Genomic DNA, 15,513 nt, shown 5'->3' with positions numbered 1-15,513 from the left:
AGGAGTCCGGCCATGCCCCATGCACCCTCTGCTCTGCTCGATCCTGGCCCCGACGCACTGCTTCAGGCGGCCCGCTCACTGGAAATGAAACGACTTGCGCTGTTGCTGTCCTGGCTGCAGGAGCCGCGTGCCAGCCTGTCCAGAGTGGTATTGCAGGCACTGACCGTGCTGTGGTGCTGGCTCTGGATGGATGGACCACAACCCGTGCTGGCCAACGAGGCGGCGAAGGTGCTGCCTGCGTCGATTGCGCTGCTTGTTGCGTCCGTGGCATGGGCCGCATGGGTGAACCTCCATAAGGATCGCGGTGTGGCATGGCGCGACGCGGTGGGCCTGCTCCTCAGCCTGGTGATGGTGACGGTGCAGGTCGATGCAGCCTTCATTCTTCTGATGACGCTCAATGCAACACTGCCCTTCCTGGTGATCGCGGCGACGGCTGCCTACGGGCGGAGGGCGATCGCGCCAGCCATCGCTGCAACGGCGTTGGGGCTGCTGTGGGCCGCGCCGGAGGGCTATTGGATCTCACGACCTGCCTACCTGGCCTATGCCCTGGCGCTGACGATCCTGCTGCCGGCCGTGGTTGCCTCCATGGTTGCGGCCATGCGCGATATTGCGCTCCGTGCCGTCGCGTCGCGCGAGGCCCAGGGACGGTTCATCGGAACGATGAGCCATGAGCTGAGGACGCCGTTGAACGCCATCATCAATGGCATCCAGTTGCTGGACATGGACGCCGCGACGCCGGCGCAGCGCAGTTCGTTTGCGATGGTGGCCCGGCAGGCAAGAGCGCTGCGGCATCGCATTGATGATGTCCTCGATGTGGCCAGCATCGAGGGTGGAACGCTGCGGCTTCGTCCTCAACCCTGTTCATTGGCGTCCGCGCTCGATGCGATGCAGGAAAGCTGCGCATCGGCTGCTGCGGAGAAAGGTGTACTGCTGACGGTGGAGGACTGCGATCCCGCAGTGTGGATGCTGGTTGACGCAGGCCGGGTCGAACAGGTGATCAGCAATCTTGTCTGCAACGGGATCAAGTTCAGCCCGGTGGGGGGCGAGACCCGCGTGTCCATTGACGCCTCCCGCATCGGTGAGCAATGGCAGGTGCGGGTGACCGTTTCCGACTCCGGGTGCGGTATCGACGAGAGCGACCAGGAGGCGATCTTCTCCCCCTTCGTCCAGGTGAGCGAGGGTGATGCCCGTTGCGAGCAGGGGGTTGGGCTTGGGCTCTACATCGTGCGACTGATTTCCGACGCCATGGGCGCGACGATCGAGGTGGGCCGCAGCACGTGGGGTGGCGCCTCGTTCCAGTGGTGCTTCACCGCTCCTGCCGTGATCGGCGAGGCAGCATCACCTTCGCTTGAGGCGGTGTTCAAGGCACATGCGGCGTCGGTCCGATCCCTGCATTGCCTGCTGTTCGAGGATGTGGAAACCAACCGGCAGGTGGTCGAGCGGCTGATGGAATGTGCAGGTCATCGACTGAGTTGCCGGCACGACGGGCGCGATGCGCAGGCTGAGGTGGCGTCGCTTGCGCCAGACGTGGTGCTGCTGGACCTTCATATGCCGGGTTGCAGCGGTTGGGACGTACTTGAAGCGGTCGGCTCCAGAACGGACGGTCCGCCCATCCTGGTGATGAGCGCGGACACGCGTCTGCAGGTCATCGAGAGGGCGCGTTCAATGGGCGCCGCCGGCTTCCTGTGCAAACCGTTGGATGTGCACGAGGTGCTGCGGATGCTGCACGAGGTGGCGCCCCGGGGATCCAGTCTGTAGAGCCGAGCCATGCTCAGCTCCAGGGAGACGGCAGCCGAGCGTGGGCTCGGCTCTACAACAACGGGGCCTCAATCCCAGGCCGGCGCAATGCCTTCCGGGTTGGCCAGGCGGTGCCCACGATCCAGCTTGGCGATCTGCGCCATGTCTTCGTCGGTGAGGCGGATTGCTGCCGCTTCCAGGTTGCCCGACAGGTTCTCGCGCTTGGTCGAAGACGGAATGACCGAGTAACCCTGCTGCAGTGCCCAGGCCAGCGCGATCTGCGCGGGCGTGGCCTGGTGACGGCCGGCAATGGCCTGGATAACCGGGTCCTTGATCACCTCGCCATAGGCCAGGCTCATGTAGGCGGTAATGTGGATGCCGTTGTCCTGCAGGAACTTCACCAGCAGGCGGTTCTGCAGGTACGGATGGATCTCGATCTGGTTGGTGGTGATCGCATCGGCACCGAGGATCTCGATCGCCTTGCGGGTCTGTGCGATGGTGAAGTTGGAGATGCCGATCTCCTTCGTCAGGCCCTGTGCCTTGGCCTCGGCCAGTGCGGTCAGGTACTCCTCCATCGGCACGTCGACCTTGTCGTTCGGCGACGGCCAGTGGATCAGTGCCAGGTCGACATGGTCGGTGCGCAGCTTCTCCAGGCTGGTGCGCAGGCTGGCCAGCAGCGCTTCGCGCTTGAACTCGGTGATCCAGACCTTGGTGGTCAGGTAAATCTCATCGCGCGGCACACCGGAGTCGGCAATGGCCTGGCCGACCTCGGCTTCATTGCCGTAGATCTGTGCGGTATCGATGGCGCGGTAGCCGACATCCAGCGCGTTGCGCACGGAGTCGATCACGGTCTGGTCTTTGAGGCGGAAGGTGCCGAGACCGAAGGCGGGGACAGTCATGGGGAGCTCCAGCAGAGGGGAGGGATGCGAATATCCGGCAAAGGGTAGGCCAGTGGCCGCATACGTGCCGGCAACGGTGCATTGCACCACCGTACCGGCAGGGTGCCGGCACGGCATGACCTGTCTCAATGCGCGGCCACGGCGATGCCATCGGCGCGATCATTGATGCCATCACGACGGTCCAGGCGGCCGCTGAGCGCGGTCAGCGCATACGCGCCCAGTACCACCAGTGCGCCCAGCCACGGCGTGTGCATCAGGCCGACGTGCTCCACCACCAGGCCACCCAGCGAAGCGCCCAGTGCGATGCCGATGTTGAAGGCGGCGATATTCAGGCCCGAGGCCACGTCGGTGGCCTGCGGTGCATAGCGCTGCGCCTGCTTGACCACATAGACCTGCAGGCCGGGCACGTTGCCGAAGGCCACGGCGCCCAGCGCCAGCACGGTCAGCAGCATCAGCCGGGCGTTCCAGGCGGTGAAGGTGAGCGCGAACAGCACGATGGCCAGCAGCGCGAAGATGCGCTTCAGCGCGGGCACCGGGCCCATGCGGTCCGCCATGCGCCCGCCCCACAGGTTGCCGATCGCCACTGACACGCCGTACACCAGCAGCACCAGGCTGACCGCATTGGCCGAGAAACCGGTGACGTCCTGGAGGATCGGCGCCAGGTAGGTGAAGGCCAGGAAGGTCCCGCCATAACCCAGCGTGGTCATCGCATAGACCAGCAGCAGGCGCGGCTGGCCGAGCACGGCCAGCTGCTGGCGGAAGCTGGACGGCGCGCTCTGCGGCACGCTGCGCGGCACGAACAGCAGCGCACCCAGCAATGCGATCACGCCGAGCCCGGCCACCGCCAGGAAGGTGGCGCGCCAGCCCAGGTGCTGGCCGATGAAAGTGCCCAGCGGCACGCCGGTCACCAGCGCCACGGTCAGGCCGGTGAACATGATGGCGATCGCGCTGGCCGCCTTCTCCTTCGGTACCACGGCGGTGGCGATGATCGCGCCGATCGAGAAGAACACGCCGTGCGCCAGGCCGGTGAGGATGCGGGCGATGATCAGCGAGGTATAGCCGGGTGCCATCCAGGCGACGACATTGCCGAGCGTGAACAACACCATCAGCGCCACCAGCAGTTGCTTGCGCGGTACGCGTCCGGTCAGCGCAGTCAGCACCGGCGCACCGATGGCCACACCCAGCGCGTACAGCGAGACCAGCAGGCCGGCCGAGGGCAGGCTGACCTGCAGGTTGCCGGCGATGGTCGGGATCAGGCCGACGATGACGAATTCGGTGGTGCCGATGGCAAAGGCACCGAGGGTCAACGCCAGCAGGGCGAGGGGAATGCCACGGGTCATGACAGGGTCCAGCAGGAGGAAGAGGCTGCGCAGTCTGCGCCGCCGACCTTTGCTGAAAAACCGGTCTTCACGCCAATCACTATTGCTGTGCAGTCAATAATAGGGGCATGAAGACCACTCTCGATGAAATGCAGGCGTTCCTTTCGGTGATCGACAGCGGCTCGATCAGTGCCGCCGCTGAGCAGCTGGGGCAGACGCCCTCGGGCGTGAGCCGTGCGTTGGGGCGGCTGGAGGACAAGCTGGGGATCACCCTGCTGACCCGCACCACCCGCCGCCTGCACCTGACTGCCGAGGGTGAGGCGTTCCTGCGCCATGCGCGCGCGATCATCGATGCGGTGGAATCGGCCGAGGAACAGATGGCGGCGCGCCGCGAACGCCCGGCGGGGCGCCTGCGCGTGGATGCGGCGATGCCGTTCGTGCTGCACGTGATTGCGCCGCTGGTGGCCGGCTATCGCGCGCGTTACCCGGAAGTACAGCTGGAGTTGAACAGTTCCGACCGCTACATCGACCTGCTCGAACGGCGCACCGATCTGGCGATCCGGATCGGCCCGCTGGCCGACTCCACCCTGCATGCGCGGCTGCTGGGCCGCTGCCAGCTGCGGCTGGTGGCCAGCCCGGACTACCTGGCCAGGCACGGCGAACCGGCCAGCGTCGCCGCGCTGGGCCAGCACACGCTGCTCAGCTTCAACGAGCCGGAATCACTCAACCGTTGGCCGCTGCCCGGAGAGTCGGATGGGCTGCTGCTGGTGCGCCCGGATATTGCCGTATCCAGTGGCGAGACGCTGCGCCGGCTGGCGGTGGAAGGTGTGGGCATCACCTGCCTGTCTGACTTCGTCACCGATCGCGACCGCAGCGCCGGCACCCTGGTGCAGGTGCTGGCGGCGCAGACGCTGGATGTGTACCAGCCGATCCATGCGGTGTACTACCGCAACACCGCCGTGTCGTCGCGGATCAGCTCGTTCGTGGATTACCTGGCCGACGCGATGGCGCAGAGCGATTACGTGCGCTGAGGTTGCCGGCCAGCGGCCGGCACTACCGCACGCGCCGGTGGGCGCGGCTGCTCTGGTGGGTGCGGACCGTTGGTCCGCACTGATCCTGCCGTCGCCCGACCAACGGTCGGGCGCTACCCATGTGGCGGCGGACGCTGCCGGCCAGCGGCCGGCACATCGCACGGGTGGTACCGCCCGCTGGCCGGCAACCGGATCAATCAGGCCGCACGCGCCAACGCGTCCTTCGCTGCCGCCGTGGTCGACAGATCGAACACATCCACCGCGTCGATCAACCGGTTCGCCTGTTGTTCCAGGCTGCGTGCGGCGGCACTGGCTTCCTCCACCAGCGCGGCGTTCTGCTGGGTGGTGCCATCCATCTGGATCACGGTCTGGCTGACCTGCTCGATACCCGCGCTCTGCTCCTGCGAGGCCGCGGAAATCTCGGCCATGATGTCGGTCACGCGTTGCACCGATGCCACGATCTCGGCCATGGTGTCACCGGCCTCGCGCACGCGCTGTGCACCGTGCCCGACCTGCTCAACCGAGGCTTCGATCAACGCCTTGATCTCCTTCGCGGCCGCGGCCGAGCGCTGCGCCAGCGTGCGTACTTCACTGGCAACCACCGCGAAGCCGCGGCCCTGTTCGCCGGCCCGCGCCGCTTCTACTGCCGCGTTCAGCGCCAGGATGTTGGTCTGGAACGCGATGCCATCGATCACGCTGATGATCTCGGCGATCTGCCGCGACGAGGTTTCGATCGCGCTCATCGTCGTCACCACCTGACCGACCACGCTGCCGCCGTGGGAGGCAACGGTGTGTGCGCCGATCGCCAGCTGGTTGGCCTGGCGCGCATGCTCGGCGTTCTGGCGAACGGTGGAGGTCAGCTCCTCCATGGAGGCGGCGGTCTCTTCCAGGTTGGCCGCCTGCTGTTCGGTGCGGCGTGACAGATCGTTGTTGCCGGCGGCGATCTCCGCCGCCGCCGTGTGGATGTTGCCGGAGGCGTGCTTGATGTCGGTGACGATGGTCGCCAGCTGTGCGGCGGTGGTGTTGGCATCACCGGCGATGCGTGCGAATACGCCCTGGAAATCGCCATGCATGCGCGCGCCGAGGCGGCCATCGGCAATCGCGCGCAGCATGCTGGAGACCTCGCCGAGGTTCAGTTCGGTGGTCTGCATCAATCGGTTCAAGCCGTCGACCATCGCGCGGAAGTCATGCTCGAAGCGCGCGCTGTCGCCACGCTGGCCGAAGTCACCCATGGCAGCGGCTTCGGCCAGGCGGCGGATCTCGCCATTGATCGTGCCCAGATTGGCCTTGGCGGTATCCAGTGCGTCGGTGATCACGGCCTTCTCGCCCGGCAGCCGCTCCATGTCCTGGCTGAGGTCACCGATGGCGTAACGGCCCATGATCGCAATCGCGCGCAGCTTCACCTGGATGTGCGCATCGACCAGCGCGTTGCTGTCGGCCACCATCGTGCCGAATGCACCGGGGAAGGCACTGGCATCCATGCGGTGGCTGATGGTGCCGGCTTCATGCGCTTGTGCCATCGTGGCCTGTGCATCGAGCACACCGCGCAGCGTGGACTGCACGGCCTGCATGGCCTGCGCGAGGCGACCGATCTCATCGCGGCTGCGCACCTGCACAACATGCTGCAGATCACCGGCGGCCACTGCACGCGCAGCGGCTTCCACCGCCAGCACCGGCTGCACCACCGCACGCCGCAGCCACCATCCCAGGCCCATCAGCAGCAGCACGGCGGCCAGCACGGTCAGCGCCGCGCACAGCAGCAGCGTCTGCCGCGCCTGCTGCGAACGGACCGCTACCGCCGCTTCGGCCACCTGCGTGGCGTGCGTACTCAACGCATCCAGCGCGGTTGCCACCGGGCGGTCCTTGCCGCGCACGAGGTTGTCGCCGGCGGCGGGATCGTAGCTGGCCTCGGCGAACGCCTGCAGCGCCGCGTGATAGTCCTGCTGCAGCTGCGCATGCAGGCCGATGAAGGCCTGCGCCAGTTCGCGCGTGCGTGCATCCGGGCTGCTGACCAGGCCCTTGGCCAGCTGCTCGACCAGACGGCCCTCGCTGTCGAAGGCGTCCAGGTGGCGTTGGCGCAACGCGTCGTCGTGGCCGCGCAGCAGCACGTTCTTCCATTCCTGCACCTGACCGCGGAACTCGCGCTGCAGGCGTTCGGCATCGCGGCTGTGCGCGACTTCGGGTGGAACCTCGGTGGACAACTTCAACCAGGCGGAGGCCAGGCCGGCCAGAGCGCACAGCAGGACCACAGCCAGACCAACAGAAACCGCGCCGAGCAGCTTGGACTGCAGGCGCGGAGCACGGACAGACGCATTCATGGGGAAGAACTCTCGGGAAGGGGCACTGCGGTATCGACCCGCTGCGCACGCCCTGAAGTGGGATGTTGATCACATTCGCGTTTCGTTTAGTGATGTGAAGGAGATGTTTCATAGGACAGATGTGTCCATATGGAACGAAAGCAGACCCTCGACAGAGGAATTAAATGTAACTAATGTTGTTACATGAAATCCGCGAACCCCCTCTCCGACGCCCTGCACGTGATGGCGCATCTGGTCGGCCATGCCGCCCCGCGCACGTCCGAACAGCTGGCGTCGTGCCTGCCGACCCATCCGGTGGTGATCCGTCGTCTGCTGGCACAGCTGCACAAGGCCGGCCTGGTGCGCAGCACCCGTGGTCACGGCGGCGGCAGCCTGCTGGCACGCGATGCCGCGGCGATCACCCTGCATGACATCTATCTGGCGGTGGGAGCACCGCCGCTGGTCCAGGTCGGCGCTCGCGATTCCGGCGGTGGCTGCCCGATCCAGCAGCTGGTCAACAGCGCCCTGCTCGAAGGCGCGCGCGAGGCGCAGCGGCTGCTTGAGCAGCGCCTGCAGGCGACCACGCTGGACCAGCTCGGCGCCGACTTCGCCCGCCATCTTGCCCATCACCGTTCCCTGGAAGGTCACCATGAATCCTGATGTGCTCATCGTCGGCGGCAGCTACGCCGGCATTGCCGCCGGCCTGATCCTGGCCCGTGCCCGTCGCCCGGTCACCGTCATCGATGCCGGTTCACCGCGCAATCGCTTCGCCAGTCATTCGCACGGGGTGCTGGGGCTGGATGGCATCAGCGGCGCCGAGCTGCTGAAGACCGCGCGTCAGCAGCTGCTGGACTACCCCACGGTGCGTTGGGTGCATGCCGAAGTGGAGCACGCCCGCACCACCGCCGAAGGCGTGGAAGTGCGTACCGCCGATGGCCAGGTGCTGGCCGCGCGCAAGCTGCTGCTGGCCAGCGGCATCGCCGATCAGCTGCCGGAACTGCCCGGACTGGCCGAGCGCTGGGGCAGCACCGTGCTGCACTGCCCCTACTGCCACGGCTATGAAGTCGGTGGTGGTGCCATCGGCCTGCTCGGCGGGCATCCGATGTCCGCCAGCAAGGCGCCGCTGTTCGCCGACTGGGGCAATGTCACGTTCTTCAGCATGGGTCTGGAGATCACCGATGAGGAACGCGCCGCCATGCAGCAGCGTGGCGTGCACATCGAGACGTCACCCGTGCTGGGTGTGCAGGGCGACCAGCCGACCTGGCTGGAAGTGGAGCTGGCCGATGGCCGCCGCATCGCACAGCGTGCGCTGTTCGTGCCGGCTACCCAGGCGATGGCCACGCCGCTGGTGCAGCAGCTGGGGTGCACATTGGTCGAGAGCCCGCTGGGGGTGCTGATCGAGGTCGACATGATGAAGCAGACCTCGGTGCCGAACGTATACGCCGCGGGCGATGCGACCACGGTCGGCAACATCACCCTGGCCGCCGCCGAAGGCGTGCGCGCGGGGATCGGCGTGCATCATGCGCTGGTGGCCGAGGACAGCGTGCCGCGCTGACCCCCGACGCGACGTGCTGCTCTGGTAGATGCCGACCTTGGTCGGCGCCGTTTCATCCACGCATGGCGTGGAAGAGCAGTCGAGCAAGCTCGACGCTACGGATCCCGGGCATCCATTCGCCCGTGCCCGTCGAGCAGGTGCCGGCCGAGGCCGGCACCGTTCCATCATCCCTTCACGCACAGCACCTGGCGCAGCGTGTGCACCACGTCGACCAGGTCGAGCTGCGCGGCCATTACATCGTCGATCGACTTGTACGCGGCCGGCGACTCATCCAGCACGCCGCTGTCCTTGCGGCATTCCACATGCGCGGTGGCCTCGCGGTGCTGGGCCAGCGTGATCTGCTGGCGCGCAGCGCCACGGCTCATTACCCGGCCGGCACCGTGGCTGCAGCTGTGGAAGCTTTCCGCGTTGCCCTTGCCACGCACGATGTAGCTGCGCGTGCCCATGCTGCCGGGAATGATGCCCAGCTCGCCCTCGCGGGCACTCACTGCACCCTTGCGCGTAACGAGCAGCTCCTGGCCGTGGTGCGTCTCCTTCTGCACGTAGTTGTGGTGGCAGTTCACCGCCATCGCCGCCAGCTGGAACTTCGGCAGCCGGTGGCGCATCTCGGCCAGCACCCGCGACATCATTGCCTCGCGGTTCTGCCGGGCGTAGTCCTGCGCCCACGACACTGCTTCGACGTAGTCATCGAACAGCGGCTCGCCTTCCATGAAGAACGCCAGGTCCTTGTCCGGCAGGTGGAAGCCGAGCACGCGCCGGGCCAGTTCCTCGCGCGCCTTCTCGATGAAGTAGGTGCCGATCAGGTTGCCGGTGCCGCGCGATCCGCTGTGCAGCATCACCCACACCGTGTCCGTCTCGTCCAGGCACAGTTCGATGAAGTGGTTGCCGCCGCCCAGCGTACCCAGCTGGCGGTCGAGCTTGTCGGTGCGGATCCTGCGGTGCTTGTCCTTGATGTTCTCCAGGCCGGCGGCCAGCCCGGACTGCACCAGCCGCGTATGGATGCTGTCGGGCATGCGGTGGTGCTCGCCGCCACGGCCGTTGCCGACCGGGATGCTGCGCTCGATGCTGTTGCGCAGCTGCCGCAGGTCATCGGGCAGGTCGTTGGCACGCAGCGTGGTACGCACCGCGGCCATGCCGCAGCCGATGTCGACGCCGACCGCCGCCGGGATGATCGCACCGCGGGTCGGGATCACCGAGCCCACGGTCGCGCCCTTGCCCAGGTGCACGTCCGGCATCACGGCCACCCACGGCCCGACGAACGGGATCGCGGCGATGTTGCGCAGCTGCTCATGCGCCTGCGCTTCCAGCGGCACACCGTTGACCCAGCCCTTGATCGGCGTGGTGCCCTCGGCGTGCAGCCATTGATAATTGTGTTGAGTGTCCATGTCTTCGTGTATGTCCTTGATGGGCCGGCGGCGCGTCCCTGCGCCGCCGCGACCCCCCTACCTGATCGTCACCAGCTGCTTCAGCACGCCATCCAGGCCGCCGAACACGGTGAGCTTGTCGATCTTCTCGGTGACCTTCTCCAGTGCCTCCAGCTCCTTCAAGCGCATCAGCACCGGGTTGTCCTCGATCAGCTTTGCGGTGTTGAGCTGCGAACGCGTGGCGTTGGCCTCCTCGCGACGGCGGATCACGCTGGCCTGGGCCTGCTTCTCGGCCAGCACCACACCGTTGAGGATCTCCTTCATCTCACCCGGCAGGATCACGTCCTTGATGCCCACGCCGAGCAGCCGCACGCCGTGGCCCTCGATCGCCGCCTGCACATGGGCGGCGATCTCGCCGTCCAGTGCCGCCTTGTCACCCAGCAGCTCGTCCAGGCTGCGCGCGGCAATCGCCTGACGCAGGCCGAACTGCAGCTGCCGGTAGACGAACTCGTCGGCATTGCTGAGCGTGCGGTGTGCACGCACCGGGTCGACCACCTGCACGGTCGCGGCCAGGTTCACCCGCAGGGTCACCTTGTCGCGGCTGAGCAGTTCCTGGCCGGACACGTCCAGCGAACGCGCACGCAGCTCCACACGCTCCACCGACACGTTGCCGTTGAAGTTCCAGAACGCGTGCAGGCCGGCGTCCAGCGTCTGTCGCAGCGTGCCATCGATGAACAGCAGGCCGACCGACTCGCTCGGCACGGTGCTGATCACCGCCACACGCGGCAGCACGCCCAACTGGCCCAGGCGCTGCTGCACGTCCGCCGGAATGCGCGGCTCGTCACCCAGCGCCATCACGCGCACCTGGGTGTCGACCGAACCCCGCCAGTACAGACGGCGGCTGCCCGGCGGCAGCACTTCATCGATGCGGCCGTTGCGCAGCAACAGGCCGACCTCGCTGGCGCCGACGTTGGCCAGCACGAAGTGCGTGTCCAGCTCGGTGCCCAGCGCTTCGATCAGGCTGTCCTGGTCGCTGCCGGTATAGGCCGCGCCCTTCGATGCGGTGTGGATGTCCACGTGCGGGCGGCCGCCGAACGGCGACAGGCGGTGCACCCCCGGCAGCAGGATCTGCTGGAAACGACGGTTGCGATACACCAGGCCGCGCTCGCCGTCGCCGATCACGACCTTGATGGTCCAGAACATGGGAGTCTCTCCTTGTATGGCTCTGGTGGTTCGACCCGATGGGAATGAATCGCCATGACCCGGGCCGATCAGGTCGTGGCGAGGCCGCCTGCACACCACGTGCAGGCAGCGGAAGAGGGCGGCCATCGGCGGACGGTCCGCGCGCGGAGCCTTCGGTGCACCGGCACTGCTGCCATCGTCGTTCCCGGCAGGCAGCACCGGTGCGGAACGTGGCTGGCAGTGGCGGCGGGCCGGGGCCCGGCGTGCGGTCCGTTGCCTTCCACGCTCCTGCCCGAAGGCGTTGTCCGTGGACGGCGGCGATGGCCGCTGGGGCTTGCGCCCCGGGTGTTGCTTCAAGTCATGACGTGACAGGTCATGTGGTTTGGAGTGGGAATCGAACCCACGACAGACGGATTACGGATCCGTTGCTCTGACCAAGCTGAGCTATCCAGTTGGGGACCGCGCGGAATCGAACCGCGTACCGGCGAACCGATGCCTGCTTCCAGCAGGCGATCCAGGCGATGGCATGTCCGCGACCTCCGGCATACGCCACGGCAACGCCGCGCGCACCAGCCCGTGGTGGAAACGGGACCGTTGGAGAATCGAGGGTGCAGGCCATCGACATTATCGCGAGCGATAATGTTTTGATGCGATGCAGATAATGTCCAGGCGTCGCCACTCGCGCGAAGTAAATCCTTCGGCGGAGCGGAAAAAACCTGTGTCAGTGAGCGGCGGGTTGCCGCGCGGGGTGCAGTTCTGGCATCGCGGGTCCTTGTGCCGACGCAAACGAAAACGCCCCCGGGACTTGCGTTCCGAGGGCGTCGTCAAGCCTCGGAGATCGGGGTGGCCGATCTCCGCAGGGCGGGTATCAGGCCGTTGTCAGCTGGACTTCCTTGCCGAACGCGCGCGCCAGCACGTCCATGCGCAGGCATGGCAGCAGTTTGGCGATGGCGACGGAATGCGCGTTCAAGGGAAGTTTCCAGTGGTTGTTGAAACGAGGTGCGCACGATAAACCACGATTTATTCGTGCGCAACCATTTTGTTCAATTATTTTCTTCGGCATTGTGCGATGCCGGCCAGCGGCCGGCACTACCCCTCAGCCTTCTTTGCTGGCGGCATCCAGCTGCGCGACATCCTGCACGCTCAGCGACACGTTGGCTGCGGCCAACAGATCGTGCAGCTGCTCGACGCTGGTGGCGCTGACGATCGGCGCGGTGATCGACGGCCGTGCGATCTGCCACGCCAGTGCGATCTGCGCGGCACTGGCGCTGTGCTTACTGGCCACGTCATCCAGCGCCTGCAGGATGCGCAGGCCACGCGGATTCAGATAGCGCTTCACCACGTTCTCGCCACGTGCCGGGCTCTTGGCCGCATCAGCCGGCGTGCGGTACTTGCCGCTGAGGAAGCCGCTGGCCAGCGCGTAGTAGCCGATCACGCCGATCTGTTCGCGCTGCACCAGCGGTTCCAGTTCCTTTTCGTAGCCGGCGCGGTCATACAGGTTGTACTCCGGCTGCAGGGTTTCGTAGCGTGGCAGTTTGTAGTCGGTGGATACCTTCAGCGCATCGGCCAGGCGCGTGGCGCTGTAGTTGGAGGCACCGATCGCGCGCACCTTGCCGGCTTCGATCAGCCGACCGAATGCGGCCAGGGTCGCTTCCAGCGGCGTTGACTCGTCATCCTCGTGGGCCTGGTACAGATCGATCACGTCGGTCTGCAGGCGGCGCAGCGAATCTTCCACCGCGGCGTTGATGTTGTCCGGGGTCAGGCCGGGGCGCTCGGCCCACTTGGCCACCTTGGTCGCCAGCACCACCTTGTCGCGCTTGCCACTACGGGCAAACCACTTGCCGATCAGCGTTTCCGATTCGCCGCCGGCATTGCCCGGCACCCACGCCGAATACACATCGGCGGTGTCGACCAGGTTGAAGCCGGCATCGACGAAGGCATCGAGCAGGGCGAAGCTGGCCTTCTCATCGGCGCTCCAGCCGAACACGTTGCCACCGAAGGCGAGCGGACGTACATGCAGGCCGGAACGGCCCAGTTCGCGGGTTGCCGTCATGGGCACGGACTCCTTGGGGGAAGTGCTCCAGAATAAAACGCGTTGTGTGACCGTGCTGCGGCGGTGACCACAAAACAGTGTTCCGCGATGCGCACGCAGCTAACGTTTTGTGAACACCTGGGACGCCGCGGCTGCTAGTCTCGCCGCATCTTCCGCTGGAGTCGCTCCGATGATGCCTGCTTCGTCCCTGCGTGGTTGCCGCCTGCTGCTTGCTTCAGCCCTGCTTGCCGCTGTTCCCGCGTTCGCCGCACCGGCCACGGTGGCACCGGCGAAGATCCAGGTGTCACCGGCCATCGATGCGGCGGTGAAGGCGTCGACCCGTGATGCCAACAACGTCAAGCGCGATGGCTTCCGTCATCCGGCGCAGACGCTGTCGTTCTTCAAGGTGACGCCGGAAAAGACCGTCATCGAGATCACCCCCGGCAACGGCTGGTACTCGGAAATCCTGGCGCCGCTGCTGCATGACAAGGGCCATTACATTGCTGCCGTGGTCGATCCGATGGCGGTTGCCGAAGGGCGCGGCCGTGACTACCAGCAGCGCAGCCGCGACAGCCTGGAAAAGAAGTACGCCGGTGCGCCGGCACAGTTCGGCAAGACCGCCGTGGTGGCCTACGATCCGGCCAAGCCGGTGTTCGGCCCGGCCAGTTCAGCCGACGTGGTGCTGACCTTCCGCAACGTGCACAACTGGCGCAAGGCCGGCCAGGCACAGGGCATGTTCCAGGGCTTCTTCAACGTGCTCAAGCCGGGCGGCGTACTGGGCGTGGTCGAGCATCGCGCCAAGGCCGACGTGGCCGACGACGATGACACCGGCTACGTCGGCCAGCAGCAGGTGATCGCGATGGCCGAAGCCGCCGGCTTCAAGCTGGATGCGCGCAGTGAGGTCAACGCCAACCCGCGCGATACCAAGGACCACCCGAACGGTGTGTGGACGCTGCCGCCGACCAACCAGCATGACAAGGCCGATGATGCGAAGTATCAGGCCATTGGCGAAAGCGACCGCATGACCCTGCGCTTCATCAAGCCGTAAGAGGGGGTGCCGGTCAGGACGGCCGACATCGTTCCTGCTCGGCTCATCCCGCGTAGCGCGGCGCATGGCTGGTCCCAACCGGCCATGCGCCGGAATTCGATCGTATGCAAGGACATGAATTGTTGAAGAAGGTCTTTTACATCGCTGTCGCGGTGCTGGTGCTGGGGCGGTTGATCGATTTTGTGTTCTACGGTGGTCATGCCCACGATCTGATGGCGACGGTAGGGTTTGCCGTGCTGTTCGCGGGTGCCCTTCTGGAGGAACGTTCGCGCAGGGCCGACCCGCCGGCCGCAGGCCTGCGGCGCCGGGCCAATGTCATCGCCGCGTGCGGCATCGCACTGGTGCTGGGCTCGTTCCTGCTGGAATGGAAGGTTTTCGGCTGAGCCGGCCGTGATCGCGGCGGCGATGCGGGAATGGGACAATGCCCCACCCGCCGCCTGCCGTGCCCGCAATGCTGATCGCCTTCAACAAGCCCTTCAACGTGCTCTGCCAGTTCACCGACCGCAGCGTGCCGCCACGGCCGACCCTGGCCGGGTTCGGCCTGCCGCCGCGCGTGTATGCCGCCGGTCGCCTGGACCATGACAGCGAAGGCCTGCTGCTGCTGACCGACCACGGCACGCTGGCGCACAAGCTGACCGACCCGAAGCACAAGGCTGACAAGACCTACTGGGTGCAGGTGGAAGGCATGCCCAGCGACGAACAGCTGCAACAGCTGCGCGACGGCGTGGTGCTCAATGACGGGCCGACCCTGCCGGCGAAGATCGAGCGCCTCGATCCGGCGCCGTCGCTGTGGACACGCGATCCGCCGGTGCGCTTCCGCAAGACCGTGCCCGATGCCTGGCTGGCGATCACGATCCGCGAGGGCCGCAACCGCCAGGTGCGGCGGATGACCGCGGCGGTGAACCTGCCGACGCTGCGGCTGGTCCGCGTGTCGATGGGGCCTTACCGGCTGGACGACCTGCAGCCGGGGCAGTGGCTGCAGATCGGTTGATGCAGAAAGGGCCGGATACCTTCCGGTGTCCGGCCCTCATGTAGTGCCTTGGGGTCAG

13 protein-coding genes and 1 tRNA gene are annotated in these 15,513 nt (G+C 66.5%); 7 read left to right on the top strand and 7 right to left on the bottom strand.

The features are described 5' to 3' along the window. Window positions 1–12: 12 nt before the first annotated feature. A complete protein-coding gene (locus tag MG068_RS20235) occupies window positions 13–1,758 on the top strand; it encodes an ATP-binding response regulator (protein ID WP_132811011.1) in 1,746 nt (581 codons plus the stop codon). A 68-nt stretch (window positions 1,759–1,826) separates the two neighbouring features. Here the strand turns inward: MG068_RS20235 and dkgB are convergent, their stop codons facing one another. Next, the gene (dkgB, locus tag MG068_RS20230) at window positions 1,827–2,636 is read right to left on the bottom strand and encodes a 2,5-didehydrogluconate reductase DkgB (protein WP_019336772.1); all 810 of its coding nucleotides are present in this window, start codon (window positions 2,634–2,636) and stop codon (window positions 1,827–1,829) included. Between the two features lie 125 nt (window positions 2,637–2,761). Next, the gene (locus MG068_RS20225) at window positions 2,762–3,976 is read right to left on the bottom strand and encodes an MFS transporter (RefSeq protein ID WP_132811010.1); all 1,215 of its coding nucleotides are present in this window, start codon (window positions 3,974–3,976) and stop codon (window positions 2,762–2,764) included. 107 nt (window positions 3,977–4,083) lie between these two features. Between MG068_RS20225 and MG068_RS20220 the strand changes: the two genes are divergently transcribed. After that, window positions 4,084–4,986 carry a LysR family transcriptional regulator gene (locus MG068_RS20220; RefSeq protein WP_132811009.1) on the top strand — a complete coding sequence of 301 codons (903 nt, stop codon included), beginning with the start codon at window positions 4,084–4,086 and terminating at the stop codon, window positions 4,984–4,986. Window positions 4,987–5,183: 197 nt separating this feature from the next. On the opposite strand, the gene MG068_RS20215 is transcribed toward MG068_RS20220, so the two are convergent. Next, window positions 5,184–7,304 carry a methyl-accepting chemotaxis protein gene (locus MG068_RS20215; RefSeq protein ID WP_132811008.1) on the bottom strand — a complete coding sequence of 707 codons (2,121 nt, stop codon included), beginning with the start codon at window positions 7,302–7,304 and terminating at the stop codon, window positions 5,184–5,186. Between the two features lie 183 nt (window positions 7,305–7,487). On the opposite strand from MG068_RS20215, the gene MG068_RS20210 reads away from it, so the two are divergent. Continuing rightward, window positions 7,488–7,943 carry an Rrf2 family transcriptional regulator gene (locus tag MG068_RS20210; RefSeq protein ID WP_033833804.1) on the top strand — a complete coding sequence of 152 codons (456 nt, stop codon included), beginning with the start codon at window positions 7,488–7,490 and terminating at the stop codon, window positions 7,941–7,943. Then, complete coding sequence (locus MG068_RS20205) at window positions 7,933–8,838, top strand: NAD(P)/FAD-dependent oxidoreductase (protein WP_049424167.1); 906 nt, start codon at window positions 7,933–7,935, stop codon at window positions 8,836–8,838. The genes MG068_RS20210 and MG068_RS20205 overlap by 11 nt, the downstream gene beginning before the upstream one ends. Before the next feature lie 164 nt (window positions 8,839–9,002). On the opposite strand, the gene MG068_RS20200 is transcribed toward MG068_RS20205, so the two are convergent. From MG068_RS20200 to MG068_RS20185, 4 genes are all read right to left on the bottom strand, one after another. Further along, complete coding sequence (locus tag MG068_RS20200) at window positions 9,003–10,223, bottom strand: RtcB family protein (protein ID WP_132811007.1); 1,221 nt, start codon at window positions 10,221–10,223, stop codon at window positions 9,003–9,005. A 57-nt stretch (window positions 10,224–10,280) separates the two neighbouring features. Continuing rightward, the gene (locus tag MG068_RS20195; RefSeq protein WP_049398660.1) at window positions 10,281–11,405 is read right to left on the bottom strand and encodes a slipin family protein; all 1,125 of its coding nucleotides are present in this window, start codon (window positions 11,403–11,405) and stop codon (window positions 10,281–10,283) included. Between the two features lie 357 nt (window positions 11,406–11,762). Continuing rightward, window positions 11,763–11,836 (bottom strand) — tRNA-Thr (locus MG068_RS20190). Window positions 11,837–12,480: 644 nt separating this feature from the next. Next, the gene (locus MG068_RS20185) at window positions 12,481–13,437 is read right to left on the bottom strand and encodes an aldo/keto reductase (RefSeq protein ID WP_049447040.1); all 957 of its coding nucleotides are present in this window, start codon (window positions 13,435–13,437) and stop codon (window positions 12,481–12,483) included. Between the two features lie 169 nt (window positions 13,438–13,606). Here MG068_RS20185 and MG068_RS20180 point away from each other — a divergent pair, with 169 nt between their 5' ends. The 3 genes from MG068_RS20180 (at window position 13,607) to MG068_RS20170 (ending at window position 15,455) form a co-directional block, all read left to right on the top strand. Beyond that, window positions 13,607–14,464, top strand: coding sequence for a class I SAM-dependent methyltransferase (locus MG068_RS20180; protein WP_132811006.1), 858 nt, complete (start codon window positions 13,607–13,609; stop codon window positions 14,462–14,464). A gap of 119 nt (window positions 14,465–14,583) precedes the next feature. Next, complete coding sequence (locus MG068_RS20175) at window positions 14,584–14,847, top strand: hypothetical protein (RefSeq protein ID WP_223276875.1); 264 nt, start codon at window positions 14,584–14,586, stop codon at window positions 14,845–14,847. A gap of 68 nt (window positions 14,848–14,915) precedes the next feature. Then, the gene (locus tag MG068_RS20170; protein WP_132811167.1) at window positions 14,916–15,455 is read left to right on the top strand and encodes a pseudouridine synthase; all 540 of its coding nucleotides are present in this window, start codon (window positions 14,916–14,918) and stop codon (window positions 15,453–15,455) included. Window positions 15,456–15,513 lie beyond the last annotated feature (58 nt).

Source organism: Stenotrophomonas sp. ASS1, assembly GCF_004346925.1.
Taxonomy (GTDB): domain Bacteria; phylum Pseudomonadota; class Gammaproteobacteria; order Xanthomonadales; family Xanthomonadaceae; genus Stenotrophomonas; species Stenotrophomonas maltophilia_A.
The sequence above is the reverse complement of the archived record's forward strand: the minus strand, read 5'-3'. Positions and strand labels throughout refer to the sequence as shown.

What these genes read in the sequence shown, in the direction of transcription:
- MG068_RS20180 (WP_132811006.1), top strand. Translation starts at nt 13,607, where the DNA reads ATGATGCCTGCTTCGTCCCTGCGTGGTTGCCGCCTGCTGCTTGCTTCA.
- dkgB (WP_019336772.1), bottom strand. Translation starts at nt 2,636, where the DNA reads ATGACTGTCCCCGCCTTCGGTCTCGGCACCTTCCGCCTCAAAGACCAG.
- MG068_RS20205 (WP_049424167.1), top strand. Translation starts at nt 7,933, where the DNA reads ATGAATCCTGATGTGCTCATCGTCGGCGGCAGCTACGCCGGCATTGCC.
- MG068_RS20195 (WP_049398660.1), bottom strand. Translation starts at nt 11,405, where the DNA reads ATGTTCTGGACCATCAAGGTCGTGATCGGCGACGGCGAGCGCGGCCTG.
- MG068_RS20215 (WP_132811008.1), bottom strand. Translation starts at nt 7,304, where the DNA reads ATGAATGCGTCTGTCCGTGCTCCGCGCCTGCAGTCCAAGCTGCTCGGC.
- MG068_RS20220 (WP_132811009.1), top strand. Translation starts at nt 4,084, where the DNA reads ATGAAGACCACTCTCGATGAAATGCAGGCGTTCCTTTCGGTGATCGAC.
- MG068_RS20210 (WP_033833804.1), top strand. Translation starts at nt 7,488, where the DNA reads ATGAAATCCGCGAACCCCCTCTCCGACGCCCTGCACGTGATGGCGCAT.
- MG068_RS20200 (WP_132811007.1), bottom strand. Translation starts at nt 10,223, where the DNA reads ATGGACACTCAACACAATTATCAATGGCTGCACGCCGAGGGCACCACG.
- MG068_RS20170 (WP_132811167.1), top strand. Translation starts at nt 14,916, where the DNA reads ATGCTGATCGCCTTCAACAAGCCCTTCAACGTGCTCTGCCAGTTCACC.
- MG068_RS20235 (WP_132811011.1), top strand. Translation starts at nt 13, where the DNA reads ATGCCCCATGCACCCTCTGCTCTGCTCGATCCTGGCCCCGACGCACTG.
- MG068_RS20225 (WP_132811010.1), bottom strand. Translation starts at nt 3,976, where the DNA reads ATGACCCGTGGCATTCCCCTCGCCCTGCTGGCGTTGACCCTCGGTGCC.
- MG068_RS20185 (WP_049447040.1), bottom strand. Translation starts at nt 13,437, where the DNA reads ATGACGGCAACCCGCGAACTGGGCCGTTCCGGCCTGCATGTACGTCCG.